Genomic DNA, 25,149 nt, shown 5'->3' with positions numbered 1-25,149 from the left:
GGACAGCGCCAAGAGGAAACGACGTCAGCCGGACGGCCCCAGCCCGATTTTCGCCCGCTCAGGGTCGCGCCACCAGGCGCACGCACTACTAACCCAGCTGCCGCCCCCACCCCCACCCCACCCCCCACCCCCCGGGGTCACCCGTGTTGATCATGGAGTTAGCGGGTGGGTTGATCTCTAAATCACCCGCTAACTCCATGATCAACCAGGGCGCGGCGTGGGTTGTCCACAGGAGGGTCGAGGTTATCCACAGGGTCTCGCGGTCGGAGTGAATGTGGTCCACCGTCATGTTCCGTGGATCGTGACGAGGTGCTGGGCAGGATTCTGGGGCTGCAGGACGGGTTGATCACCCGGGCGCAGGCGCTACGGATCGGGTTCAGCCGAAACGAGATCGACTGGCTGGCCGGGGCTGGTCGGTGGCGGCCGGTTGCGCGTGCGGTCTACCTCGTCGGCCGTGATCCTCAGGTCGAGGTGTCTCGGCGATGTGAGATCCGCGCCGCGTTGCTGTCGCTCGGGCCGCACGCCCACGCCGTGCTGGGAACGGCCGCGGAGCTGCACGGCATCGCCGGCCTGCCGCAGAGCAGCGAGATACATGTCGCCGACGATGACCTGCTCGCCATCCCTCGCCTCATCCGGGGCCGGCGGGGAGCGGTCGCAGCACGGAGCTACCTTGCGGAGGCGGACGGGCGGGCCCAGTCCCCACTGGAGACGAGGGCGAGACTGCGCTGCGTCGACGGCCGGGTGCCGCCCGATGTCCTGCAGTTGGAGGTCCGCGACGGCGACGGCTACCTGCTCGGCGTCGGTGACCTGGGTTGGCGCGCCTCCAGGGTGATCGCCGAAGCGGACGGCAGGGGCCCGCACGGCACCCCGGACGCGATCTTTGCCGACCGCCGCCGGCAGAACCGCCTGGTCAACGCCGGCTGGACGATCCTCCGCTTCACCTGGCAGGACACCCTCGACCCGGCCTACATCCCCTGGACCGTCCGCAACGCGATCACCACCGCCCGCGCGCGTCGATCATGAGGTTGGCGGGTGATCTGGAGATCAACTCACCCGCTGGCTTCATGATCAACGGGGCGGGGTGGGGGGTCGGTAGGATCGGGCGCGTGCGGGTTCTTCTTCTTGGTGGTGGGGGGCGGGAGCATGCGCTCGCGCTCGGCCTCGCCGCCGATCCGGCCGTTCAGACGCTGATCGCGGCTCCCGGGAATCCGGGCATCGCCGCGCTCGCCGACATCAGGGACGTGGTGGCGGCCGATCCGGGGGCGGTGGCGGCGTTGGCCGTGGAGACCGGCGTCGACCTGGTGGTCGTCGGGCCGGAGGCGCCGCTGGTCGCGGGAGTCGCTGACGCCGTACGCGCCAAGGGCATCCCCGTCTTCGGCCCGTCCGCCGAGGCCGCCCGGCTGGAGGGCTCGAAGACGTTCGCCAAGGACGTGATGACCGCCGCCGGGGTGCCGACCGCCGGCGCGTACACCTGCACGGACGCCGACAGCGTCGCCGCCGCCCTGGACGCGTTCGGCGCGCCGTACGTGGTCAAGAACGACGGCCTCGCCGCCGGTAAGGGCGTCGTCGTCACCGACGACCGCGCCAGCGCCGAGGAGCACGCGCGCGAGTGCGGCCGGGTGGTGATCGAGGAGTACCTGGCCGGCCCGGAGGTGTCGCTCTTCGTCGTCACCGACGGCGAGGCGGCCGTTCCGCTGCTGCCAGCGCAGGACTTCAAGCGGGTCGGCGACGGCGACACCGGCCCGAACACCGGCGGCATGGGGGCGTACGCGCCGCTGCCCTGGGCCCCGCCCGGCCTGGTCGACGAGGTGATGCGTGACGTCGTCCACCCCACGCTGGCGGAGATGCGCCGCCGGGGCACCCCGTTCGCCGGCCTGCTCTACGTCGGCCTGGCGATCACGGCGTCCGGCCCGCGGGTGATCGAGTTCAACGCCCGCTTCGGCGACCCGGAGACGCAGGTGGTCCTCGCGCTGTTGGAGACGCCGCTGGCCGGGTTGCTGCACGCCGCGGCCACCGGCACGCTGGCCGATCACCCGCCGCTGCGATGGCGGGACGGCGCCGCCGTCACCGTCGTGGTCGCCGCCGAGGGCTACCCGGCGACGCCACGCGCCGGCGACGTGATCGCCGGCGCCGACCGCCCGGGCGTCATCCACGCCGGCACTCGTCGCGACGCCGACGGCACCCTGCGCTCCGCCGGGGGCCGGGTCCTCTGCGGTACGGCCACCGGCTCCGACCTGGCCGCCGCGCGGGACGCCGCCTACGAGCTGGTACGCGGCATCGAGCTGGCCGGCTCGCACCACCGCACCGACATCGCCGCCGCCGCCGTCGAGGGCCGGATCACCATCCCGGCCTGACGCCCGCCGCCGGTGGCGCCTTCCGAGAAAGTCGCCCGCCCCGGGCAACCCGGACCCTCGTCGCCTCCGTTTGAGTCGTGAGGCGAGGAGGTGACGGGGTTGCCCGTCGACATCGAGGGTTACCGCGAGTACGTCGGTGCCCGGCTGGAGCCGCTGCGCCGCACGGCGTACCTGCTCTGCGGTGATTGGCACACCGCCGACGATCTGGCGTCGACGGCCCTGGTCAAGTTGCTGCGGCACTGGCGGCGGGTGTCTGTCATGGACAGCCCGGACGCGTGGCTCCGGCGTACCCTCCTGCGGGTCTGGCTGGACGAGCGCCGCCGACCGTGGCGGCGCGAGGCCGCCTGGGCGCAGGTTCCGGACGCCGCCGTCCGGTCGGGCAGCGACGGCACCGCGGACCGGCTGACCCTCCTCGCCCTGCTGGCCGAGCTGCCGCCGCGTCGCCGCGCGGTGCTCGTGCTGCGGTACTTCTGCGACCTTTCGGTCGAGGAGACCGCCCGCGAGCTGGGTTGCACCGCCGGCACCGTGAAGAGCCAGACGGCCCGGGCGATCGACGCGCTGCGTGAACGGCTCCGAGCGCCGGGCCCAGCGGAGGAGGCGAGAAGCCGTGGATGAACTCTCCCAACGGATGCGTGCGGCCGTTGGCACGGCACCGCCGACCCGGATCGACGTGGAGGATCTGATCAGCGCCGACGCGCGGCGACGCCGGCACCGGGCGTGGACGGTCGCCGGCACCGGGGCGGCCGCCGCCGTCGCTGCCGTCCTGGCGGTGCCGGCGATGCTCGTCGGTCCCGCCGGAACGCCGGCCGCCGGCCCGCCACCCGCTGCGTCGGCGTCGGCCGTCGGCACGCCGCTGTGCGACTCGGTGACCCCGAAGGCCAGCGGCCCGCAGCCGCCGCTGCAGTCGCACGACACGGTCCGTCCCCGTCCGACGGAGACACCGGCGGAGGGGGTCGGCCGCCTGTCCGCCGCGCTTCGGGAGGTGGTGGCGTCCCAGCTGCCGGACGGCGTCTCGGTCGAGTCGGTGCAGCCGCGGTGCAGCGCGCCCCAGTTCCGGTACCACCCGAGCTACCGGGAGTACGAGGCGGGCGGCGAGCTGCGGCAGGGAGAGTCAGCCGGATGGTTCATGGTGCGGGTCGCTCCGCGACCGGCCAGGGACGAGGCGACGTGCGAGTTCGCGCCGGACTCGCGTAACTGCAACCGGATGGTCCATTCCGACGGGTCGATTTCGGTGTTCAGTCGCATGCCGCTCGGTGATGGCTTGATCCAGCTGTCGGTGTCGGTGTTCCGTCCGGACGGCACGCTGGTGTCCGTTGTGACCAGCAACGGTCGGATCAAGCCGGCCGGCAACGGCACCGCTACGACGGTCACCGCCAGGGAACCGTTGCTGACCGGCGAACAGATGATCGCCATCGGCCGGGCGCCGGCGCTGACGCTCTACCCCTGACCGGGTGGGTCGCGATGGGCCGAGGGTGTCCACTGCTCGCCCAGCGGGACGGGCCCCTCGGTCCGCCACGTCGTCCCGCCGGGCGGGGCGGGCGGGTATCGGGGTGGCTCGTCCAGCGCCCGCAGCACTGGCAGCGGTGCGGCGGCCACGGCCGCCACGAGCAGCGCGCCGGCCAGCACCAGGAACGCCGTCCGTAGGCCGAGCCACTCCACCAGCGGGCCGGCGAGCAGGTAGCCGGCCGGGCCGGCGGCGTACGCGAAGGAGGTCATCACCCCGACCACCCGGCCGCGCAGGTGTTCCGGGGTGCGGGTCTGCATCGCGTAGTTGGCGAGGGGGTTCACCGGCCCGTACGCGAGGCCGACGAGCGCGGCGGCGGCGAGCAGCACCGGGTACGCCGGCAGGAACGCGAGCCCGAGCAGGGCCACGCCGGTGATCACGAGCGCGACGGCGATGAGCGTCCGGCGGTGTACCAGCCGCCCGGCGGCGCCGGAGCCGAGGGCGCCCACGACCGACCCGGCGCTCATGGCCATCAGGACCGTGCCGAGCCGGGCGGGCTCCCCCTGAGCGACGAACCAGGCGGGCAGGAGTACGCCCTCGACCGGCAGGTAGAGCGCGACCAGCACCATCGTGATCAGGGCGATGGTGCGGAGCAGCGGGTCCCGCCAGACGAAACGCAGGCCCTCCGTGGTGCCGCGCCACACGCCGCTCGGTGGACGTTCGGGCCGACCGGCGCCGGGCAGCCGGACGGCGGCGATCAGCACGACGGAGAGCGCGAAGCCGGCGGCGGTGACCCAGAACGTCGCGCTCGGGCCGACGGTGGCGATGAGCAGGCCGCCGAGGCCGGGGCCGACCAGGAAGGCGACGCCGAAGACCGCCTCGTGCACGCCGTTGGCCCGTTCGATCCGCCACCCGGCGGCCTGCGCCGCGGCGGGCAGCAGCGTCTCCCGCGCGGTGAGGCCGGCCGGGTCGAAGACCGCGCCGAGCACGGCCAGCGCGACGATCCAGCCGAGGTTCAGCCCGAGCAGGACGTCGACGAGCGGGATCGCGGCGACGGAGACCGCCGAGAGCGCGTCGGAGACCAGTGCGGTCCGCCGGCGCCCCAGCAGGTCGACCACCGTGCCGGAGACGAGGCTGGACAGCAGCAGCGGGAGGCCGCTCGCCGCCGCGACGACGCCCGCCGCCGTGGCGCTGCCGGTGCGTTCCAGCACCAGCCACGGCAGCGCCACGATGGCCACCCCGTTGCCGGTGGCCGAGAGCAGGGTCGCCGCCTCGACCAGCAGCAACGGCGTACGGCGGCGACGCCCGGCGGGGATCATGATGACCGAGCGTAGAGGGCGGTCATTCGTAGTAGCGGCGCAGTTCGCGGGTGAGCACCTTTCCGGTGGCGTTGCGCGGCAGGTACTTCACGAAGACGACGTCCCGGGGGACCGAGAAGCGGGCCAGGTAGTGCCGTACGTACTCGCGGACCGCGTCCGGGTCGAGCGTCTCGCCGGGGTGCAGGGTGAGGAACGCGGCGAGCCGCTGCCCGTATTCGGCGTCCGGCACGCCGATCACGGCTGCTTCGCGGATCTGGGGTAGCTGCGCGAGCAGGTGCTCCACCTCGGACGGGAAGACGTTCTCGCCACCGGAGACGATCATGTCGTCGGCGCGGCCGTCGACGAAGAGCAGGCCGTCGGTGTTCATCCGGCCCAGGTCACCGGTGTCGACCAGGCCGTCGTGGCGTTCCCGGTCCGCCCCGGAGGTGTAGCCCTCGAAGAGCATCTCGTTGCCGACGAAGATCCGGCCGACCCGGCCGCGCGGCACCGGCTCGCCGGCCTCGTCGAGGATGGCCACGCGGGTGCCGTGCGGGGGCCGGCCGGCGGTGGTGGGGGCGGCGCGCAGTTCGGCCGGGCCGGCGATGGACGCCCAGGAGACCTCGGTGGAGCCGTACAGGTTGTGGAGGACGTCGCCGTACGTGTCCATGAAGGCGGTGGCGAGGCCGCCGGGCAGCGCGGACCCGCTGACCGCGACGACCTTCAGCCGGGGTTTCGGGTCCGGCGGCGGCACCTCCATCAGTCGCTGCACCATGACGGGTACGGCGAAGAGCGCGTCGCACCGGTGCGTCACGAGGGCGGCGAGCGTGGCGGCCGGGTCGAAGCGGCGGTGCAGGACGATCGTGGCGCGCAGCGCGAAGCACACCTGGAGGGCGGCGAAGCCCCAGGTGTGGAAGATCGGGGCGGCGATCAGCACCCGGTCCCGGACGTGCAGCGGGATGCGGTCGATGATGGCGACCAGCGGGCCGAAGCCGTTCGGTGTGGGCCGCCGCGCGCCCTTCGGCGCGCCGGTGGTGCCCGAGGTGAGGACGATGATCCGGCCGTCGCGTTCGGGCGGGGTCAGCGAGCCGGGCAGGGCGTCGACGGTCAACTTCTCGCGGGCCCGCTCGTCGAGGCGGGGAAGTTCGTCGGGGAGGCCGAGGAGCCGCTCGGCGAACTCGTCGTCGTGCACCAGTGCCCGCAGCCGCTGCTCCTCGGCGACGGTCGCGAGTTGCGCCGCCGAGAGCCCGGTGTTCACCAGGACGGCGTCGACCCCGAGCAGGGTGGCGGCGACGATCGTCTCGATCAGGCCGTGGTGGTTGCGGCAGAGCACCCCGATCCGCTCCCCGGCGTGGAGGCCGTACGCCGCGCGCAGCGCCCGGGCCAGCGCCTCGGACCGGTCGAGCAGTTCCGCGTACGTCAGCTCCGCGCCCTGCTCGTCGATCAGCGCGGTGCGGCCCGGATCCCGGGCGGCGGCCTGGCGCAGCTCGCCGGCGAGGCTCCAGCCCCACCGGCGCAGAGAGTTGAGCTGGGCGGCGACCCGGATCGGCCGGCCGGGGGTGAGCAGTCCGCGGCGGGTCAGGGTGGCGACGACGAACGGCAGGTCCATGCCACTGGCCTCCTTCGGCGGTACGCGAAGGGCCCCCGGAACCCGGGGGCCCTTCCTCGACGAACGGTGCAGCCGCGGACCGGCCGGGCCGGCGCGGCTCAGCGGATCTGGACGCCGGAGATGGCGCGGGAGATGACGAGCCGCTGGATCTCGGAGGTGCCCTCGAAGATGGTGTAGATCTTGGCGTCCCGGTACCAGCGCTCCACGGGGTGGTCGCGCAGGAAACCCGCGCCGCCGAGCAGCTGCACCGCCTTGTCGGTGACGGCGACGGCCACCTCGCCGGCCTTCAGCTTGGACATCGATCCCTCGCCGGCGGTGAAGGGCCGGTTGTTGCGCCCCATCCAGGAGGCGCGCCAGACCAGTAGCCGGGCCGCGTCGATCTCCATCTTCATGTCGGCCAGCGCGAACGCGACCGCCTGGTTCTCGATGATCGGGCGTCCGAACTGGATCCGGTCCTTCGCGTAGTCCAGCGCGTACTCGTAGGCGGCCCGGGCCACGCCGAGCGCCTGCGCGCCGACGGTGGGCCGGGACAGCTCGAACGTGCGCATCGCGGCCTGACCGGAGGCGCGCTGCCCGGACCGGGCCCGGGCCAGCCGCTCGTCGAGGGCATCCTTGCCGCCGAGCAGGCAGCGCCCGGGCAGCCGTACGTCGTCGAGGAAGACGTCGGCGGTGTGCGACGCGCGCAGGCCCAGCTTGCGCAGCTTGCGGGTCGCGCTGAGCCCGGCGGTGCCCGGCGGGACGACGAACGCCGCCTGCCCCCGCGACCCGAGTTCCGGGTCGACCGAGGCGGTGACGACGTGCACCCCGGCGATACCACCGTTGGTGGCGTACGCCTTCTGCCCGCGCAGCACCCACTCGTCGCTGGCCTCGTCGTAGACGGCCCGGGTGCGCATCGCGCCGACGTCGGAGCCCGCCTCGGGTTCGCTGGTGCAGAACGCCGCGACGGCGGGCGAGTCGATGTCGCCGAAGCACTGCGGCACCCACTCGACGAGCTGGTCGGGGGTGCCGGCGCCGTAGATGGCGGCGACGGCGAGACCGGTGCCGAAGATGCTCAGGCCGATGCCGGCGTCACCCCAGAAGAGCTCTTCGCTGGCGATGGGCAGCGAGAGCCCGGTGGGGTCGGCCCAGCAGGTGGCGAGGAACTCGAAGCCGTAGAGGCCGACCTTGGCGGCCTCCTGGATGATCGGCCAGGGAGTCTCCTCCCGCGCGTCCCACTCGGCCGCGGCCGGGCGCACGACCTCGGCTGCGAAGCCGTGCACCCAGTCGCGTAGGTCCCGCTGTTCCTCGGTCAGGTCGAGCGAGAACTCGGCCATGTCAGCCCTTGGGGATGTCGAACAGGTTGGCGATGTTGGCGGCAAGGCCCAGGTCGCCCTTGGCCTTCAGCTTGCCGGTCATGAACATCATGACCGGGTTGGCCCCGCCGGAGACGGTCTTGAGGAACTCGACCGGGCCCATGGTGAGGCTGAGCTTCGGGTCGTGCTGCGGGGTCTCGTTGACCGTGCAGGTGCCGTCGGCGATGACGACCTCGTACGTGTCGGTGCCACCGTCGGGGCGGCCGGTGATGTTCCAGTGGATGACCGCGTTGGTCGAGCCGGCCCGGTCGGCCCGGAACAGCTGCGGCATCCGGCCGAAGACCTCGCTGAGGATCTTGCCGCGCAGGTCGCCGGACATCACCTCGGCGATCTTGTCGTCGGGGGTGGACTTGACCAGCTGCGCGAACTCCTTGGGGCCGACGTTGGCGAAGTTGGCCGGGTCGAAGTCAGTCATCAGGCGACACCTTCCGGGGGAATTGGCTACTCGTGCGTAACCCTACGCACGAGTAGGTATGCTCGCAAGGGTGTCCAGCACCCCCACCTTCAAACGACTGCCGCGGGCCGTCCGTGAGCAGCAGATGCTCGACGCGGCGGTCAAGGTCTTCTCCCGACGGGGCTACCACGCGGCCAGCATGGACGAGATCGCCGACGACGCCGGCATCTCCAAGCCGATGGTGTACGCGTACCTGGGCACCAAGGAAGAGCTCTTCGTCGCCTGCCTGCACCGCGAGGGGACGCGGATGATGCAGGCCATCGCCGGTGCCGCCGCCCCCGACCTGCCGGCCGACGAGCGGCTCTGGCGCGGGCTGCGCGCCTTCTTCGGCTTCGTCGGCGCGCACCGGGACGGCTGGGCCGTGCTCTACCGGCAGGCCCGTGGTGAGCAGCCGTTCGCCGGGGAGCTCGCCGCGATGCGGGCCCGAATGGTCGAGGTGGTCGCCGGGATGCTCGACCACGCGCTGCGCGCCGAGGGCCGCGAGGTGACCGAGGCCGAGCTGGAGGTGGTCGCGTACGCCCTGGTGGGCGCGACCGAGTCGCTCGCGGACTGGCTCGCCGACCATGCGGAGGCCGACCCGGAGAAGACCGCCACCCGGATGATGAACGTCGCCTGGGTCGGCGCCGCCCAACTCCTGCACGGCACCACCTGGCGCCCACCCGAGCAGTAAGGAAGGGCCCCTTCTTAACAGCGCCGCGCCCGTCAGCCGCGGGCGGTGGTCCGGCGGCGGGCACGGCGCACCGCCTCGATCAGCACCGTCACCACCACCGACACGCCCAGGCCGGCCAGGACGCCCCGGAGCGGGTCCCGCTCGAAGGTGATCCCGCCGAAATAGCCGAGCAGCACGCAGTACAGCGCCCAGGTCACCCCACCGATCGCGTCGTACAGCAGGAACGACCGCCGCGGGTAGCGGACCGCACCCATCGTCAGCGTGACCGCCGTCCGGCCGCCCGGGACGTAGCGCGCGGTGGTGAGGATCATCCCGCCGTGCCGGTCCAGTGCCCGGCGGGCCCACTCCAAGCTGGCCCTACGCCGGCTCTCCGCCGGGAAGTTGGCGAGCCGCCGCGCGCCGCCGCCGCGTCCGATCTCGTATGAGACATGGTCCCCGGCGATCGCGCCGAGCGCGGCGGACACCCAGACCGCCACCAGCTCCGGCTGGCCGCTCGTGGCGAGCACGGCCGCGGCGATCACCACCGCCTCGCCGGGCACCATCGGGACGACCGCGTCGACCGCCGTGAGCGCGAAGATCAGCAGGTACACCCACGGTGAGGTGACCGTCTGTCGCAGCAGGTCGAGCACGGACTCCATGCCCCCATGCTCGGGGCCGGGCTGTTAAGAAGGGGCCCTTCCTATGCAAAAGGCGTTAAGAGGGGGCCCTTCCTTCCGCCCGGACCGTGCCGAGCAGGTGTGGGCGGGCGTGGGAGTCGTGGATGGCGAAGTTTCCGGTGGGGGTGCTGTTGAAGTTGACCGTGCTGGGTAGGGGCAGCGGCAGCTTGAACGCCACGTCGACCGTGTAGGCGTCCGGCAGCCGGGGCTCCAGCGCCGCCAGGCAGCGCGCCTTGCTCCACATGCCGTGGGCGATCGGGCGCCGGAACCCGAACAGCCGCGCGCCGAGCCGCGAGGTGTGGATCGGGTTGTGGTCGCCGGAGACCCGCGCGTAGGCCGTACCGACCGACGGCTCGACCCGCCAGCGGGCCGAGGCGGCCGGCGCCGGGGTCGGCTCGGCCCGGTCGCGCCGCTCGCCGCCGCCGGGCGTGCGCTCCTTCCCGAGGTACGTGGACACGCCGCGCCAGACCTCCTCGCCGCCGACCGAACCCACCAGCACCACGTCCACCTGCCGGCCCCGGTCGTGCGGGCGCAGGTTCTCGGCGTACGTGGTGAAGTCGAGCGTCTCGTCGGCGCGGATCGGCCGGTGGACGGTGATCCGGTTGCCGACGTGGACCACGCCGGTGAGCGGGATCGGGAAGTCCGGGGCGGTCATCAGGCGCAGCGCCAGCGGGAAGCCCATGATGTGCGGGAAGGTGGCGGGCAGCCGGTCGGTGAGCCGGAACCCGCACACCCGGTCGTACGCGGCGAGGTGACTCCGGTCGACGGCGACCTCGGCGACGGCCAGCTCGACCGACGGCGGCTGCGGAGCGCGCCGGCCGCGGCGGCCGGGCAGCGCGCCGAGCAGCGCCCGGCGGTAGAGCGCCCCCGCCGCCGGCATCTGCGCCAGTTCGACGCGGGACCGGACGACCCGCGCGGCGGTCGCGGTCAGGTCGTGCGTCCGGTCGTCGGCGAGCGCCGACAGGTCGTGGGTCGACTCGAGGCTCACGTCGTGGCCGCCGGGGTGCGGCGCCGCGAGGTCGCGTTCGGGGATGACCTGGGTGGGACCCTCGATCAGCTCGTCGACGGTGAGGTCGTCGGATGGTTCCTTCGGGCCCGCCATCACGCCCCCAGCAGACTCTGGCCGCAGACCCGGACGACGTTGCCGCTCACCGCGCCGCTCGCCGGCCAGGCGAGCCAGCCGATCGTCTCGGCCACGTCGACCGGCAGGCCGCCCTGGGACAGGCTGTTCATCCGCCGGCCCGCCTCGCGCAGCATCAGCGGGATCCGGGCGGTCAGCCGGGTCTCGATGAACCCCGGGGCGACCGCGTTGACGCTGATCCCGCGGCCGCTCAGCGCCGGCGCGAGCGACTCCACCAGGCCGATCACGCCGGCCTTGCTGGTGGCGTAGTTGGTCTGCCCGCGGTTGCCGGCGATCCCCGCGATCGAGGAGACCGAGACGATCCGCCCGCCGGTCGGGATCAGCTCACGCTCCAGCAGCACGTCGTTGATCCGCTCCTGGCTGGACAGGTTGACGTCGAGCACCGAGTCCCAGCGGTCGACGTCCATCCGGCCGAGGGTCTTGTCCCGGGTGATGCCGGCGTTGTGCACCACCACGTCGACCCGGCCCTGCCGGCTTGCCAGGTGCTCGGCGAGCCGGGCCGGCGCGTCCGGGGTGGTCAGGTCGAGCTGGACGGCGGTCCCGCCGATCTCGTTGGCCACCCGGGCCAGTTCGTCGCCGGCGGCCGGGATGTCCAGGGCGACCACCTGGGCGCCGTCGCGGGCGAGGACCCGGGCCAGTGCCGCGCCGATCCCGCGCGCCGCGCCGGTGACCAGCACGATCTGCCCGTCCAGCGGGCGGTCCCAGTCGGCGGGCGGCTCCGCCCGCCCGGTGCCGATCCGGACCACCTGCCCGGACACGTACGCGGACCGGCCGGAGAGCAGGAACCGGAGGGTGGCGTCGAGGCTGGTGAGCGTGCTCGCGTCACCGCTCGGGGTGACGTGGACGAGTTGGGCGGTGACGCCCCGGCCGAACTCCTTGCCGATGCTGCGGGTCAGCCCCTCCAGGGCCCGCTGCGCGGTGGCCTCCCGGGGCGACGGGCACTCGGCGGGCGTGGTGCCCAGCACGATGACCCGCCCGCTGGGCAGCACCGAGCGGGCATGGGGGTGGAAGAAGTCGTACAGCTGGCGGAGCCCGGTCGAGTCGGTGATGCCGGTGGCGTCGTACACCAGGGCGCCGAAGCGTGCGCTGGCCGGGGCCGGCTGTGCCGACGTGTCCCCGGCCGGTTCGACGGCGGCCGGGTCGCGCAGCTCGACCCCGGCGGCGGTCAGGATCTTGCCGACCGGCTCGACGAGGCGGGCACCGGCGGCGGCGCCGAGTAGGACGGGCCCGGGGAGGAGCGGGTCGCCGGGGCGGTGCCGGCGCAGGCGCGGCGGGTCGGGCAGCCCGAGGCGCTTGACCAGCGCGCGGCCGGCCCCCGATTGGACGAAGCTCGCGTACCTGTCGGTCATAGGCGTAGCCTACTGGCGAGTAGGTTGAGAGCAAGCCTTTCGAGGAGGCGGGATCGTGCAGAACATCCGGCGGGTCGCGGTCATCGGCGGCAACCGCATTCCCTTCGCACGCTCCAACTCGCGGTACGCGGAGGCGTCCAACTCGGACATGCTCGGCGCGGCGCTCGACGGGCTGGTGGCCCGCTACGGGCTGGCCGGCCAGCGCGTCGGCGAGGTGGTGGCCGGGGCGGTGCTGAAGCACTCGCGGGACTTCAACCTCACCCGCGAGGTGGTGCTCGGCTCGAAGCTCGACCCGCACACCCCCGCGTACGACGTCCAGCAGGCCTGCGGGACCGGCCTGGAAGCGGCCATCCTGGTCGCCAACAAGATCGCCCTCGGCCAGATCGACGTCGGCATCGCCGGTGGCGTCGACACCACCTCGGACGCGCCGCTCGCCGTCAACGAGGAGATGCGCCGCACGCTGCTCAAGCTGAACGGCGCCCGCACCCTCGGCGAGCGGCTGAGGATCGCCGCGCGGCTCCGGCCGACGCAGCCGTTCCGGCCGGACATCCCGCGCAACGCCGAGCCGCGCACCGGGCTGTCGATGGGGGAGCACGCCGCCCGCACCGCCGTCCGGTGGCAGATCGACCGGCGGTCCCAGGACGAGCTGGCGCTGCGGTCGCACCAGCGGCTCGCCGACGCGTACGAGCGGGGTTTCTTCGACGACCTCATGACGCCGTACCTCGGGCTGACCCGCGACCAGAACCTGCGGCCGGACACCACCCTGGAGAAGCTCGGCGGCCTCCGGCCGGTCTTCGGGACGAAGGGTCCGGACGCCGACCGGGCCACCATGACCGCCGGCAACTCCTCGCCGCTGACCGACGGCGCTTCCACCGTGCTGCTCGCCAGCGAGGAGTGGGCGCGGGAGCACAGCCTGCCGGTGCAGGCGTGGTTCACCTGGTCGGAGACCGCCGCCGTCGACTTCGTGCACGGCGACGAGGGGCTGCTGATGGCACCCGCGTACGCCGTGCCGCGGATGCTGGCCCGCGCCGGCCTGACCCTCCAGGACTTCGACTACTACGAGATCCACGAGGCGTTCGCCTCGCAGGTGCTGGCCACCCTGGCCGCGTGGGAGTCGCCGGAGTTCTGCAAGGACCGGCTGGGACTGGACGCCCCGCTCGGCGCGATCGACCGGGACCGGTTGAACGTCAACGGTTCCTCGCTGGCCGCCGGGCACCCCTTCGCGGCCACCGGCGGCCGGATCGTGGCGACGCTCGCCAAGCTGCTCGCGGAGAAGGGCGGCGGCCGGGGCCTCATCTCGATCTGCGCGGCCGGTGGTCAGGGCGTGACCGCGATCCTGGAGCGCTGACCGGAAACGAGGAACCGGCGCCCGCCACGGAGATCCGAGCCGACGGCGGTGGTGCGCGCGATCAGCGGTCGTGTGCCCGCCGCGTCGGCCACGACGAACCGGCGGTTGGCGTGGGCGAACAGGGCTACCCGTCCACCACCCAGGTCGACGAGGTCGAACCGCTCGTTGCTGCCGGCGGTGGTGCTGTTCGCGATCAGCGGCTTCGTACCCGCCGGGTCGGCCGTCACGAAGCGCCTGACGATCGCCTGTCGGAGCGACTTGTTCGCATCGGCGACATTCGCCCGGTAGAACTTCGTTGCGGGCCCGACCGCCGTCGCGCTCGGGATCAACGATCCGGAGGCGTTGGTACTGACGTACCGGCCGTTGGCGGCGGACTTGAGACTGACGGTGCCGTCGCTGTTCTGCTGCATCGTGAACCGCTGCGGCGTGGTCACGGTGGGAAGCCCAGGCGTCAACGCCGCACTACCCGTGGCGTCCGTGGTGAGGTAGCCCTGATCGGCCCGCGAGAAGAGGGCGACTTGGCCGTTGCCGGCGTCGGCGACGTCGAACTCCGCCGTCGAGTCCAGCGTGGTCCGGTTCGGCCCCAGCGGACCGCCGGACTTCGGGTCGCGCCCGACGTAGCGCTGGTTGCCCACGGCGAGCAGGCCCACCGTCGCGAGCCGCCGCAGCACGCTCACGTCCCTGCCGGCGCTGGTCGAGCGGTTGTCGGTGCCGATGACGTCGACGGCGACGTGGTAGTTGCCCGGCTTGGCGTAGCGATGGGTGATCCTCGGCGACGTCTGGGTGACGGTCGTGCCGTCGCCGAACGTGAAGCGGTACGAGGCGATCAGCGCGCTGCCGGGCTGCGACGCCGAGGCGTCGAGTTGCACCGAGTCGGCGGCCAGATTCAGGACCGCACGAAGCTGGGCGCTGGGATAGCGGACCAACTCGGTAGCGCCGCGGTCGGCGTACGAAGTCGGACTGGCGCCGGTGTTCGGTACGGCCCAGTCGTCGACGCGCGCGACGCCCCACTCGTCGGTGGTCTGGTACCCGGGGGCTGCCGAGTTCGCCGAGTCCCGCTTGTCAACGTTGTTGTCACTCTCGCGGTCGTGTGCGGCCTGACCCGACGCCGTACGGAACGCCGCGAGGGTCATCCGGGTGCCGTTCCAGCCGTAGATCGTGGAGGACGGCAGCACGGCGCCTGGCGGCCGACCGGTGTTGCCGACCGTTCCTACCGTGGACGCAGCCCGCCCGGACCTCACCGGTGACGGGGTCTCGCGAGGGGAGTGGTCATGTCCGGTCCAGCCCTGCTCCGCACCACCGTCGTCGCCCTGGTCGCCGCGCTGGCGGTCGCCGGCTGCGGGTCCGCAGGCACGAGCACCTCGGAGTCCAGCGCCACGACCTCGGTCACCGAGACCCCGGGCGGAGTGCCGACGTCTGGACCGGGCACATCCGCTCCCGGCACGACGGCGGGCGGGCAACCGGCCGGCGGTGGCCCGACCGGCACGGGGGCGACGGGCGGCACCGGCAGCAGCGGCGGGAAGTCCGGCGCCGGGTCGACGACGAGCACCGGCCCGTCCATCACCTACTTCCGGGTCGCGCAGCAGCCGTCCTGCCCAGCGGGCACCAGCGCCAACCCGATCGCCGGCACGTCGGTCGTCCTCGAGTGGAAGGCCAGTAACGTCGACTCCGTCGCCCTGTCCGTCGACGGCCCGGGCGTGTACGCCGACAACTACCCGCCCACCGGCAGCGAGACCCTGAACTTCCCCTGCTCCGGGTCGGAGGGCGACGTCCAGCGGCACACCTACCTGCTGACGGTCCGCAACGCCCACGGCACGCAGACGAAGACCCTCGTGGTGACCGCGACCGTGCACGACGTCCCGGAGGTGTGACGTCGCCCTGACGGAACCGCTATCCGGATCTGCTGACGTCACCCGTCGGTCGACACCGCGCCGTCGCCGTCGCGTAGCCAGCCGAGAAACCGCGCGTACAGCGCCTCGACCGGCAGGTGACGTAGATCCGACACCGCGTCGGCCAACTGCATGCCCAGGTAGACGCCGAGCGCGGGGCGGTCCCTGGCGTACCGGTCGAGCAGGCGCTGCCGGCGGTCCGGGCATGGCCAGGCCTGCCCGCAGCCGGCGCAGCACCAGTCCGGCCGGACCGGCACGTGCGCGATCGGGCACGGCTCCGGCTTGATCCGGACGGCGTCGATGCGGGCGAGCACCCGTCTCTGGCGCGGGCCGCGCGGGTCGCCGAGTTCGACGCCACGCAGGTGGATCCAGAGGCCGTCGCTGTGTCGCTCCCGCCGGCCCAACTTGACCACCCGCAGGGTCAGGGTGCCGAGGCCGTAGCAGTAGTGCTGCTCGGCCAGCTCGACCACGTCGCCCACGCGGAACGGCAGCCCGGGGAGTGCGGTCACGGCGTGACCGCGGCGTTCGGATCGGTAGGGGCGGCACCGAGCCGGATGAGCCAGACGAACGTGAGCAGCGGCGCGCGGCGCGGCGGCTGCGCTGTAGTCCTCGTCTGCGTCGAGGTCCGTCCCTGAGTTGCCGTCGCCGACCCGAACCAGTCCCGCCAGCCGGCCCGCCGGCGGCGCGGCTGGCGAGCGGGCAGCACCGGGCGGCCCAGGTCCACCAGGCGGTTTGCCGCCGCGTTGGCCGGACCGCAGGGCCCGGGGACCAGGCAGACCGCGCAGAAGCCGCTTTCCCGATCAGGTACGTGGCTTGCCAGGATCTCGCGTGCCGCCTCGGCCTCCGCCACCTCGCGGTGCCAGGACCGGCTGACCGCGGATCGGTACACACCCATCTCCCACTCCCGTTTAGCGGGGGCGGGCGCCCACGGCGTCCCCACCGCCGAAGGCGAGTGCGGCGGTCAGGGTGCCGTTGTCGAACGACAGGCATACGCCCGCCCCGTCAGGGGCCACTGCGCGCCATCGGACGCGCATCGAGAACCTTACTGCTTATCTAATAAGGCAGCAAGGATGTGACGCCGTGAGGGTAAAGGGGGATGGATACCCTTGCCGACGGAGTCGGCAAGGAGGCGAAGATGGGCGAACGTCAGTGGCTCAGTGTCTCGATGCCCTACGTCCGGCCGGATGATGCTCATGGTGGCGACGCATGGGGCGCCGATGCCGCGGGGCAAGGCGGAATTGGCACGCAGCGACTGCTCGATGTGCGTGAAGTGGTGCCGGTCGCCGAGGTGGCTGAAATTTTTCGCCTGGAACCGGGCGATCGCCTGATCGTCCGACGCCGGTTGATGCTGCTGGACGGTCAGCCGGTGGAGTTGACCGACTCGTACTACCCAATCTCCATCGCCCGCGATACCGCCCTTGCCGAGCAGCGGAAGATCCGCGGTGGGGCCGTCAGGCTGCTCGCTGAGTTGGGCTATCGTCCGAAGCGAGTACGGGAAGACGTCTACACGCGTCAGCCCGACGCGGCCGAGCGGCGCATGCTCGACCTGACCGGTCACGATTGGGCACTGGGCCTCACCCGTGTGCTGAGCACGGAAGAAGGCGTACCGGTCGAGGTCAGCATCATGACGATGGTGCCGTGGGGCCGGCGCCTACGATACGAGCTGTCGATCGACTGACGGAGCGGGAGCCTGACATGGCCAGCGGAACCGATGGCCGCCCGCGCCATGAGCAGATCGCGGCCGACCTCCGGTCCCGCATCATGTCCGGCGAACTTGCTCCGGGGTCGCAGTTGCCGTCGATCCCGACGCTCGTGCAGCTGTATTCCGCTGCCACCGCGACGGTGCAGCGCGCCCTCGGCGCGCTGAAAGCGGAGGGCGCTGTCTACAGCGAGGTCGGTCGGGGCGTCTACGTCCGGCGGAGGCGGCCGCTGGCTGTCGAGGCGTCGGCATACGTCACCCCTTCGCCCGAGGGCTACGCCTATCGCCTCCTTTCCGTGGCGGAGGTCGTGCCACCAGGCGAGGTGGCGCACGGCTTGGAGTTGACCGAAGGCGAGCGAGCCATCCTGCGGCATCGGCTGCTCCTGCACGACGACGAGCCGGTCGAACTGTCCTGGTCGTATTATCCGGCGGCCATCGCCAGGGGCACCGAGCTGGCTGAGCATCGCAAGATCAGGGGCGGAGCGCCAAGGCTCTTGGCGGACCTCGGCTATCCGCAGCAGCACATGCGCGACCGTGTGTCGGCACGGATGCCCACGACGGAGGAGATCGAGGAGCTCGACCTGCCGCCGTACGTACCAGTGCTGCGTCAGCTGCGGGTGATCCGCTCGGTCGATGGTCGCCCGGTCGAGGTTTCGGTTCTCGTCAAGGGCAGCCACCTGCATGAGCTGCACTACGACCAGGATGCTCTGACGCAGAGCACCTGACCTGCCACGGCCTTCCGGCCGACTGGGTTAGACCTGCGCGTGCGACTGCCAGCAACGCCCACGGCACGCAGACGAAGACCCTCGTGGTGACCGCGACCGTGCACGACGTTCCGGAGGTGTGACGCGACCCGCGCCGGTCCGGAGACCCCCGCGGCCGCCGCCGGCGCGTACGGGAGAATGCGGTACGTGACGACGATCCCCAACGTGCTCGCCAACCGGTACGCCTCGCCCGAACTGGCTGCCCTGTGGTCCCCGGAGGAGAAGATCCGGATGGAGCGGCGGCTGTGGCTCGCCGTCCTCCGGGCACAGCGGGACCTCGGCGTCGCCGTGCCGGACGGGGTGGTCGAGGCGTACCAGAGGGTGCTCGACCAGGTCGACCTCGCCTCGATCGCCGAGCGGGAGCGGGTCACCCGGCACGACGTGAAGGCCCGCATCGAGGAGTTCAGTGCCCTCGCCGGGCACGAGCACGTGCACAAGGGGATGACCTCCCGGGACCTCACGGAGAACGTGGAGCAGCTCCAGGTGCGGGCGTCGTTGGAGCTGATCCGGGACCGGGTGGTCGCCACCCTGGCCCGCCTCGCCCGGCTCGCCGTAGAGCATTCCGACCTGGTCATGACCGGTCGTTCGCACAACGTCGCGGCGCAGGCGACCACGCTGGGCAAGCGCTTCGCGTCGGCCGCCGAGGAGTTGCTGATCGCGTACGAGCGGCTGGACGACCTGATCGGCCGGTACCCGCTGCGGGGGATCAAGGGCCCGGTGGGCACCGCCGCCGACCAGCTCGACCTGTTCGACGGCGACGCCGACAAGGTCGCCGAGCTGGAGCGGCGGGTCGCCGAGCACCTCGGCTTCAACCGGGTGCTGAACAGCGTCGGGCAGGTCTACCCGCGCTCGCTCGACTTCGACGTGCTCTCGGCGTTGGCGCAGGTCGCGGCCGGGCCGTCGTCGCTGGCGACCACGATCCGCCTGATGGTCGGCCAGGAGCTGGCCACCGAGGGCTTCAAGCCGGGTCAGGTCGGGTCCAGCGCCATGCCGCACAAGATGAACACCCGCTCGTCGGAGCGCGTCAACGGCTTCGCGGTGATCATCCGGGGTTACCTGTCGATGGTCGGCGAGCTGGCCGGCGATCAGTGGAACGAGGGCGACGTGTCCTGCTCGGTGGTGCGCCGGGTGGCCCTGCCGGACGCCTTCTTCGCCGCCGACGGGCTGTTCCAGACGTTCCTCACCGTGCTGGACGAGTTCGGGGCGTACCCGGCGGTGATCAACCGTGAGCTGGAGCGCTTCCTGCCGTTCCTGGCCACCACCAAGATCCTGGTGGCGGCGGTCCGGCGGGGTGTGGGTCGCGAGGTTGCCCACGAGGTGATCAAGGAGCACGCGGTCGCCGTCGCCCTCGCCATGCGGGAGAAGGGCGCCCCCGAGAACGACCTCTTCGACCGCCTCGCGGCGGACGGCCGGTTGGGCCTGAACCGGGCCGAGATCGACGAACTGGTCGCCGACCGGCGGGCCTTCGTCGGCGCCGCCCCGGCCCAGGTCCAGGCGGTGGTCACCCGCGTATCCGAGGTGGCGGCCGCCCACCCGCAGGCGGCCACCTACACCCCACCCCCGATCCTCTGACCCCACCCCACCCCACCCTTCCCGGCCCCCACCCGCCCATCCCGGCCCCCACCCGCCCGTCCCGGTCGATCATGAGGTTAGCGGGTGAGTCGATCTCCAAATCACCCGCTAACTTCATGATCAACGCCGTTGGGGTGGGGTGGGGGTCAGGAGTCGCGGGTGGGGGTTTCGGCGGCTGTGCGGAGGTTCGGGGCGCTGGCTGGTTCGGCGATGCCGCCCGGCTCCTCCGCGAACTCGCCCTCGTGGGCGGTCTCCGCGGCGACCAGGGGCTGGTCGGGGGGCATGACGTCGGGGACCTTGGGTACGACGATCACCGCCGTGCCGTACGCGCAGATCTCCATCCACATCTCGCCGCAGTCCCGACTGTCGAACCGCATGCCGATCACCGCGTTCGCGCCCAGCCGGCGGGCCTCCTCACCGAGCCGGGCCACCGAGTCGGTGCGCCAGCGGGTCAGGTTGTCCGGCGCCATCGGGTCGTACGCGCCGCCGCGCAGGTTCTTCACGCCCTCGCGGTACGGGTTCCGCGTCCTGGCCATCGAGGAGACCACCTCGCCGAGGATCTGGCGGATCTCGTAGCCGGGAAGTTGATCCGTCGTCACGACCAGCACGTTTCCGATGCTGTCAGCCGATCGTGGGGCCCAACGTGAGCCCTGTTCACCTGGTCGGATGCTGAAAAACCGCGCGGCGCGGACGGCCGGCGCTCCGCCGACCATCCGCGCCGCCCGAGGCGCTAACCGTCAGACACCGGCCACCGAGGTGATCCAGGCCCGGTTGTACGCGACACTGCCGTAGTTCTGGATGCTGGAGCCGTCGGCGGTCGAGGCGACGCCCACCTGGCGGCCGTTGTAGAACTGCGGGCCGCCCGAGTCGCCCCGCCACGCGTTGCCGTTGATCCGGGTGCTCCGGATGGCCTGCCCGCCGTACGCGTCGCTGGCGCTGTTGCTGGTGACCCGGACGCTGGCGGTCTTGAGCTGGCTGGAGGCGGAGCAGCCGCTGTAGCAGGTCATGCCCCAGCCGTAGATCGAGTTCGTCGAGCCGATCGGCGGGTTGCTGCTGGCGAGCGTGACGTAGCTGGTGCTCACCGAGCTGGACAGCCGCATCAGGGCCAGGTCGTACCGGCCGTAGGTGGCGCTCACGGTGCGGGTGACCCCGCCGGAGGAGCGGTAGACGCTGCCGACCCGGACGGACATCGTCCCGCCGAGGCAGTGCCGGGCGGTGAGCACCCACTGCGGGGCGATGATCGTGCCCGAGCAGGTGAACGAGCCGTTGCTGAACACCGCGGCGGCCCACGGCGCCGACGAGACGTAGCCACCTCCGATGATGTAGGGCGTGGGTGTCGGGTTGGCGACGGCGCCGGAGCTGGCGCCGAGCACGCCGGCCACCGCGGTGGCGAGGACTGCGACCAGGGATCGGATGCGCATGTGAGGGCTCCTTCGGGGTTGGCCCGGGTTCACCGGGTCTGGCCTGCCGGCCGACGGCTCGGGTGGCTCGCCGGCCGGGGACTTCCATCGACATCTGACGATGTACGGTAGGGCTCTGAGATGCGGTTCACAAGTGTTTCATCGAAAAGCTTCAATTGAATCGTGGCGTGATGCCTGACCGGGCAAAGGCGGGCGAACGGGGTCGGACGGCAACGGAACCGCATCGGGACGGCAACGAACCCGCATCGGTCTCCGGCCCCCCGCGCTGACAATGTCGATCACTGCCTGAACCGCGTACGGCCGGTGCGTCCGAGGCGGCATCTGCCAGGTAGGCTGGCTGCGCTCGCCCGTAGTGGGTCGGCACCCAACTGCGTACACAGTCAGGAGTGCCCAGTGCCTCGCGTCGTCGTCGACGTCATGCTCAAGCCCGAGATCCTCGATCCGCAGGGCCAGGCCGTCGCAAACGCGCTGCCCCGGCTCGGCGTCAGCGACGTCGCCTCCGTCCGGATCGGCAGGCGGATCGAGATCGAGTTCGCCGGTGAACCGGACCTGGACCGCGCTCGGGAGATCGCCGACAAGTTGCTCGCCAACCCGGTCATCGAGGACTTCACCGTCCGCCTGGTCGAGGCCGACGAGACCGTGGACGCCCGCTCGTGACCGCCCGGGTCGGTGTGGTCACGTTCCCCGGATCGCTCGACGACGGGGACGCCGCCCGGGCCGTCCGGATCGCCGGAGCCGAGCCGGTCCGCCTCTGGCACGGTGACCCGCAGCTGCACGGGGTGGACGCGGTCGTCCTGCCCGGCGGCTTCTCCTACGGCGACTACCTGCGGTGCGGTGCGATCGCCCGGTTCGCCCCGGTCATGGAGACGATCGTGGACGCCGCCCGGGGCGGCCTGCCGGTGCTCGGCATCTGCAACGGCTTCCAGGTTCTCTGCGAGGCCCACCTGCTGCCCGGCGCGCTGACCCGCAACCAGCACCTGCACTTCCGCAACCGCGACCAGGTCCTCCGGATCGAGTCGGCCGGCACCGCGTGGACGAACGCGTTCCAGCCCGGCCAGGAGGTGCTCATCCCGGTCAAGAACGGCGAGGGCTGCTACGTCGCCGACACCGCGACGCTGGACCAGCTCGAGGCCGAGGGCCGGGTCGTCGCCCGCTACGTCGGGGGCAACCCCAACGGGTCCCAGCGCGACATCGCCGCCATCACCAACGCCGCCGGCAACGTGGTCGGCATCATGCCGCACCCGGAGCACGCGGTGGAGGCGCTCACCGGCCCCTCCCTGGACGGCCTCGGCTTCTTCACCTCGGTGCTCAAGCACCTGGTGGGGGCCCCGGCGTGACCGTGCGCGGCATCATCGGTCGGCTCACCCGCCCGACGGGCGGCCCTGAGCGCAGCGAGGAGAGCTCATGACCATCCAGGACCCGGTCCGGGAGACCTCGGACGCCATTCCGGCCGCGCCCGCAGCGTCGGCCGGGGAAGCCGTGCCCGCCGACTGGGCCGACGGCGTGGACACCGTCCCCCGCGCCGGCGGCACGCCCGGTGAGCTCCAGCCGTACACCGAGCTGGGCCTGCGGGACGACGAGTACGAGCGGATCCGGCAGATCCTCGGCCGCCGGCCCACGCAGGCCGAGCTCGCGATGTACTCGATCATGTGGAGCGAGCACTGCTCCTACAAGTCCAGCAAGGTGCACCTGCGCCAGTTCCAGGAGAAGGCGCCGCCGAGCGACCGGATGCTCGCCGGCATCGGCGAGAACGCCGGCGTGGTCCGGGTCTCCGACGAGCTGGCGGTGACCTTCAAGGTGGAGTCGCACAACCACCCGAGCTTCGTCGAGCCGTACCAGGGCGCCGCGACCGGGGTCGGCGGCATTGTCCGGGACATCCTCGCCATGGGCGCCCGCCCGGTCGCGGTGATGGACCCGTTGCGCTTCGGTGCGGCCGACCACCCGGACACCGCCCGCGTCCTGCCCGGCGTGGTCGCCGGCGTGGGCGGCTACGGCAACTGCCTCGGCCTGCCCAACATCGGCGGCGAGGTGGTCTTCGACCCCTGCTACCAGGGCAACCCGCTGGTCAACGCGCTCTGCCTCGGCGTGTTGCCGGTCAGCCGCCTGCAGAACAAGGCCGCCGTCGGCCCCGGCAACGTCGTCGTGCTGATGGGCGCGAAGACCGGCCGGGACGGCATCGGCGGCGTGTCGGTGCTGGCCAGCGCCACCTTCGACGAGGGCAGCGAGCAGCGCCGCCCGTCGGTGCAGGTCGGCGACCCGTTCATGGAGAAGCTCCTGATCGAGGCGTGCCTGGAGCTGTACGACGCCCAACTGGTCGCCGGCATCCAGGATCTGGGCGGTGCCGGCCTCACCTGCGCGCTCACCGAGACTGCCGCCGCGGCCGGCACCGGCATGCGGGTCTGGTTGGAGCGGGTGCCGCTGCGCGAGCCCTCGATGGAGCCGCACGAGATCCTGGCCAGCGAGTCCCAGGAGCGGATGTTGCTGGTCGTCGAGCCGGACAAGCTGGAGGCCGTGCTCAAGACCGCCGAGAAGTGGGGCGTCTGGGCCACCGCGATCGGCGAGGTCACCCCGCCGGCGCCGGACGGTCAGCCGGGCCGCCTGGTCATCACCTGGCGGGACCACCTGGTGGTCGACGTGCCGCCGGGCTCGCTGGTGGACGACGGCCCGGTGTACGCCCGCCCGATGCGCGAGCCGGCCGACCTGATCCTGCTCCAGGCCGACCGCGCGGAGACGCTGCCCCGGCCGAGCGACCCGGAGGCGCTGCGGGAGACCGTCCTGCGGATGATCGCGTCGCCCAACCTGGCCGACAAGACCTGGGTCACCGAGCAGTACGACCGGTACGTCCTGGGCAACACCGTGCTCGCCCAGCCGGAGGACTCCGGCGTGATCCGGATCGACGAGCGCACCGGCCTCGGCGTCGCCCTGTCCGTCGACGGTAACGGCCGGTACGCGCGCCTCGACCCGTACCACGGCGCCAAGCTCGCGCTGGCGGAGGCGTACCGGAACGTGGCCGTGACCGGTGCGAAGCCGATCGCCGTCACCGACTGCCTCAACTTCGGCTCGCCGGAGGACCCGGGCGTGATGTGGCAGTTCGCCGAGGCCGTCCGCGGCCTGGCCGACGGCTGCGCCGAGCTGGGCATCCCGGTGACCGGCGGCAACGTCAGCTTCTACAACCAGACCGGTGCCGCCGCCATCCACCCGACCCCGGTGGTGGGCGTGCTGGGCGTGCTGGACAACGTCGCCGATCGGGTGTCGATGGGCTTCGTCCCGCGCGGCGGCGGCGACCACGACCAGATCTACCTGCTCGGCGAGACCCACGTGGAGCTGTCCGGCTCCGAGTGGGCGTGGGTGACCCACGAGCACCTCGGCGGCGTACCCCCGCAGGTCGACCTCGCCCGCGAGCGGGCGCTCGCCGACCTGATGGCGGAGGCCGCGCGGGTCGGGCACCTCAGCTCCGCGCACGACCTGTCCGACGGCGGTCTCGCGCAGAGCCTGGTCGAGTCCTGCCTGCGGCGGGGCGTCGGGGCCCGGATCGCCGTGCCGGAGCGGTTCGAGGGCGGGTCGATGCCGTTCGTCTTCCTGTTCAGCGAGTCCGCCGGCCGTGCGCTGGTCTCGGTGCCGCGCGGGCACGAGAAGGCGTTCACCGCGCTGGCCGCCGAGCACGGCGTACCGGTCGAGCTGATCGGTGTCACCGACCCGGCCGGCGGTGCGCTGGAGGTGCACGGCCAGTTCCGGATCGGCCTGGACGAGCTGCACGCCGCCCACACCGCCACCCTGCCCCGCCTTTTCGGTGGGTCGGAGATCCTGGAGGTGGACGCCCCGGCGGCCGGCGTGGCCGGCGCCGTCGAGGCGGTGCCCCTGGCCACCGCGACCGACGCCGAGCCGGTCGACCCGGCCGAGGTCGTGAGCGAGCCGATCGCCTCGTCCGGCCCGGACCCGGTGACCGGCGCACCCGAGCCGATCGCCGAGCCCGGGGAGCCGTCGGGCGGTGTCGCTTCGCCCGGTGGCGTGATCGCGACCCCGCCGACCGAGACGGCCGAGGAGCGGGCGACGGCCGGCGACGCCACCGAGGCGTCCGACCCGGGCTCCGGTGACTCCGAGCAGCCCCCCGCTCCCGACGAGCGCTGAGGTG

The 25,149-nt window shown here is 72.5% G+C and carries 25 protein-coding genes; 13 read left to right on the top strand and 12 right to left on the bottom strand.

The genetic code is table 11. From position 1 onward, the window contains the following. Positions 1-294: 294 nt before the first annotated feature. The 4 genes from AB0873_RS27920 to AB0873_RS27905 all read left to right on the top strand — a co-directional run bounded on the left by AB0873_RS27920 (position 295) and on the right by AB0873_RS27905 (position 3,801). Positions 295-1,023: a hypothetical protein gene (locus AB0873_RS27920; protein ID WP_366603363.1), complete on the top strand. Its 729-nt coding sequence runs from the start codon at positions 295-297 to the stop codon at positions 1,021-1,023. A gap of 83 nt (positions 1,024-1,106) precedes the next feature. Further along, the gene (purD, locus tag AB0873_RS27915) at positions 1,107-2,354 is read left to right on the top strand and encodes a phosphoribosylamine--glycine ligase (RefSeq protein WP_366603362.1); all 1,248 of its coding nucleotides are present in this window, start codon (positions 1,107-1,109) and stop codon (positions 2,352-2,354) included. Between the two features lie 99 nt (positions 2,355-2,453). Then, on the top strand, positions 2,454-2,969 hold the full coding sequence (locus AB0873_RS27910; protein WP_155333963.1) for a SigE family RNA polymerase sigma factor: 516 nt from the start codon (positions 2,454-2,456) through the stop codon (positions 2,967-2,969). A 13-nt stretch (positions 2,970-2,982) separates the two neighbouring features. Next, the gene (locus AB0873_RS27905) at positions 2,983-3,801 is read left to right on the top strand and encodes a hypothetical protein (protein ID WP_366603361.1); all 819 of its coding nucleotides are present in this window, start codon (positions 2,983-2,985) and stop codon (positions 3,799-3,801) included. Here AB0873_RS27905 and AB0873_RS27900 read toward each other — a convergent pair. The 4 genes from AB0873_RS27900 to AB0873_RS27885 all read right to left on the bottom strand — a co-directional run bounded on the left by AB0873_RS27900 (position 3,792) and on the right by AB0873_RS27885 (position 8,469). Then, entirely contained in the window at positions 3,792-5,117 is a 1,326-nt protein-coding gene (locus tag AB0873_RS27900) for an MFS transporter (protein WP_366603360.1), read from the bottom strand. The two genes, AB0873_RS27905 and AB0873_RS27900, sit on opposite strands and share 10 nt — an antisense overlap. 22 nt (positions 5,118-5,139) lie before the next feature. Beyond that, the gene (locus tag AB0873_RS27895; protein WP_366603359.1) at positions 5,140-6,702 is read right to left on the bottom strand and encodes an AMP-binding protein; all 1,563 of its coding nucleotides are present in this window, start codon (positions 6,700-6,702) and stop codon (positions 5,140-5,142) included. Positions 6,703-6,800: 98 nt separating this feature from the next. Next, entirely contained in the window at positions 6,801-8,015 is a 1,215-nt protein-coding gene (locus tag AB0873_RS27890) for an acyl-CoA dehydrogenase family protein (RefSeq protein ID WP_366603357.1), read from the bottom strand. Position 8,016: 1 nt separating this feature from the next. Further along, positions 8,017-8,469, bottom strand: a complete 453-nt coding sequence (locus AB0873_RS27885) for an SCP2 sterol-binding domain-containing protein (protein WP_155329451.1) — start codon at positions 8,467-8,469, stop codon at positions 8,017-8,019. A 70-nt stretch (positions 8,470-8,539) separates the two neighbouring features. On the opposite strand from AB0873_RS27885, the gene AB0873_RS27880 reads away from it, so the two are divergent. Continuing rightward, the gene (locus tag AB0873_RS27880) at positions 8,540-9,178 is read left to right on the top strand and encodes a TetR/AcrR family transcriptional regulator (protein WP_196255793.1); all 639 of its coding nucleotides are present in this window, start codon (positions 8,540-8,542) and stop codon (positions 9,176-9,178) included. A gap of 32 nt (positions 9,179-9,210) precedes the next feature. On the opposite strand, the gene AB0873_RS27875 is transcribed toward AB0873_RS27880, so the two are convergent. Genes AB0873_RS27875 through AB0873_RS27865 form a run of 3 tightly spaced genes read right to left on the bottom strand, consistent with a single transcriptional unit; the run spans position 9,211 to position 12,324 of the window. Beyond that, the gene (locus tag AB0873_RS27875) at positions 9,211-9,816 is read right to left on the bottom strand and encodes a DedA family protein (RefSeq protein ID WP_366603355.1); all 606 of its coding nucleotides are present in this window, start codon (positions 9,814-9,816) and stop codon (positions 9,211-9,213) included. 55 nt (positions 9,817-9,871) lie between these two features. Beyond that, the gene (locus AB0873_RS27870; RefSeq protein ID WP_366603352.1) at positions 9,872-10,936 is read right to left on the bottom strand and encodes a MaoC/PaaZ C-terminal domain-containing protein; all 1,065 of its coding nucleotides are present in this window, start codon (positions 10,934-10,936) and stop codon (positions 9,872-9,874) included. Next, a complete protein-coding gene (locus AB0873_RS27865; protein WP_366603350.1) occupies positions 10,936-12,324 on the bottom strand; it encodes a 3-oxoacyl-ACP reductase in 1,389 nt (462 codons plus the stop codon). Before AB0873_RS27865 ends, AB0873_RS27870 begins: the two co-directional genes overlap by 1 nt. A gap of 55 nt (positions 12,325-12,379) precedes the next feature. Between AB0873_RS27865 and AB0873_RS27860 the strand changes: the two genes are divergently transcribed. Continuing rightward, the gene (locus tag AB0873_RS27860; protein WP_366603348.1) at positions 12,380-13,672 is read left to right on the top strand and encodes an acetyl-CoA C-acetyltransferase; all 1,293 of its coding nucleotides are present in this window, start codon (positions 12,380-12,382) and stop codon (positions 13,670-13,672) included. On the opposite strand, the gene AB0873_RS27855 is transcribed toward AB0873_RS27860, so the two are convergent. Continuing rightward, positions 13,642-14,847 (bottom strand): PKD domain-containing protein, encoded by a 1,206-nt coding sequence (locus AB0873_RS27855; RefSeq protein WP_155329446.1) that lies wholly within the window; start codon positions 14,845-14,847, stop codon positions 13,642-13,644. The genes AB0873_RS27860 and AB0873_RS27855 overlap by 31 nt on opposite strands. Positions 14,848-14,943: 96 nt before the next feature. On the opposite strand from AB0873_RS27855, the gene AB0873_RS27850 reads away from it, so the two are divergent. Then, positions 14,944-15,543: a hypothetical protein gene (locus AB0873_RS27850; RefSeq protein WP_155329445.1), complete on the top strand. Its 600-nt coding sequence runs from the start codon at positions 14,944-14,946 to the stop codon at positions 15,541-15,543. 38 nt (positions 15,544-15,581) lie between these two features. Here the strand turns inward: AB0873_RS27850 and AB0873_RS27845 are convergent, their stop codons facing one another. Together AB0873_RS27845 and AB0873_RS27840 are read right to left on the bottom strand one after the other, a co-directional pair. Beyond that, positions 15,582-16,070, bottom strand: a complete 489-nt coding sequence (locus AB0873_RS27845; RefSeq protein WP_366603346.1) for a hypothetical protein — start codon at positions 16,068-16,070, stop codon at positions 15,582-15,584. Next, positions 16,067-16,456, bottom strand: a complete 390-nt coding sequence (locus AB0873_RS27840) for a hypothetical protein (RefSeq protein ID WP_366603344.1) — start codon at positions 16,454-16,456, stop codon at positions 16,067-16,069. The genes AB0873_RS27845 and AB0873_RS27840 overlap by 4 nt, the downstream gene beginning before the upstream one ends. A 240-nt stretch (positions 16,457-16,696) precedes the next feature. On the opposite strand from AB0873_RS27840, the gene AB0873_RS27835 reads away from it, so the two are divergent. The 3 genes from AB0873_RS27835 to purB all read left to right on the top strand — a co-directional run bounded on the left by AB0873_RS27835 (position 16,697) and on the right by purB (position 19,596). Beyond that, complete coding sequence (locus AB0873_RS27835) at positions 16,697-17,239, top strand: UTRA domain-containing protein (RefSeq protein WP_155329442.1); 543 nt, start codon at positions 16,697-16,699, stop codon at positions 17,237-17,239. A 17-nt stretch (positions 17,240-17,256) separates the two neighbouring features. After that, on the top strand, positions 17,257-17,985 hold the full coding sequence (locus AB0873_RS27830; protein ID WP_155329441.1) for a GntR family transcriptional regulator: 729 nt from the start codon (positions 17,257-17,259) through the stop codon (positions 17,983-17,985). 186 nt (positions 17,986-18,171) lie between these two features. Next, the gene (gene purB / locus AB0873_RS27825) at positions 18,172-19,596 is read left to right on the top strand and encodes an adenylosuccinate lyase (RefSeq protein ID WP_366603341.1); all 1,425 of its coding nucleotides are present in this window, start codon (positions 18,172-18,174) and stop codon (positions 19,594-19,596) included. A 146-nt stretch (positions 19,597-19,742) separates the two neighbouring features. Here purB and AB0873_RS27820 read toward each other — a convergent pair whose 3' ends face one another. Continuing rightward, entirely contained in the window at positions 19,743-20,309 is a 567-nt protein-coding gene (locus AB0873_RS27820) for a YbjQ family protein (RefSeq protein ID WP_155329439.1), read from the bottom strand. A 24-nt stretch (positions 20,310-20,333) separates the two neighbouring features. Continuing rightward, entirely contained in the window at positions 20,334-21,017 is a 684-nt protein-coding gene (locus tag AB0873_RS27815; RefSeq protein ID WP_155329438.1) for a DUF1986 domain-containing protein, read from the bottom strand. 393 nt (positions 21,018-21,410) lie between these two features. On the opposite strand from AB0873_RS27815, the gene purS reads away from it, so the two are divergent. The 3 genes from purS (at position 21,411) to purL (ending at position 25,145) form a co-directional block, all read left to right on the top strand. Next, the gene (purS, locus tag AB0873_RS27810; RefSeq protein WP_366603340.1) at positions 21,411-21,674 is read left to right on the top strand and encodes a phosphoribosylformylglycinamidine synthase subunit PurS; all 264 of its coding nucleotides are present in this window, start codon (positions 21,411-21,413) and stop codon (positions 21,672-21,674) included. Continuing rightward, positions 21,671-22,354 (top strand): phosphoribosylformylglycinamidine synthase subunit PurQ, encoded by a 684-nt coding sequence (gene purQ / locus AB0873_RS27805; RefSeq protein ID WP_155329436.1) that lies wholly within the window; start codon positions 21,671-21,673, stop codon positions 22,352-22,354. Before purS ends, purQ begins: the two co-directional genes overlap by 4 nt. A gap of 67 nt (positions 22,355-22,421) precedes the next feature. Then, on the top strand, positions 22,422-25,145 hold the full coding sequence (purL, locus tag AB0873_RS27800; RefSeq protein WP_366603339.1) for a phosphoribosylformylglycinamidine synthase subunit PurL: 2,724 nt from the start codon (positions 22,422-22,424) through the stop codon (positions 25,143-25,145). Positions 25,146-25,149: the final 4 nt, after the last annotated feature.

Source organism: Micromonospora sp. NPDC047707 (assembly GCF_040704235.1).
Taxonomy (GTDB): domain Bacteria; phylum Actinomycetota; class Actinomycetes; order Mycobacteriales; family Micromonosporaceae; genus Micromonospora.
This window is presented reverse-complemented; position numbering and strand designations above follow the sequence as displayed.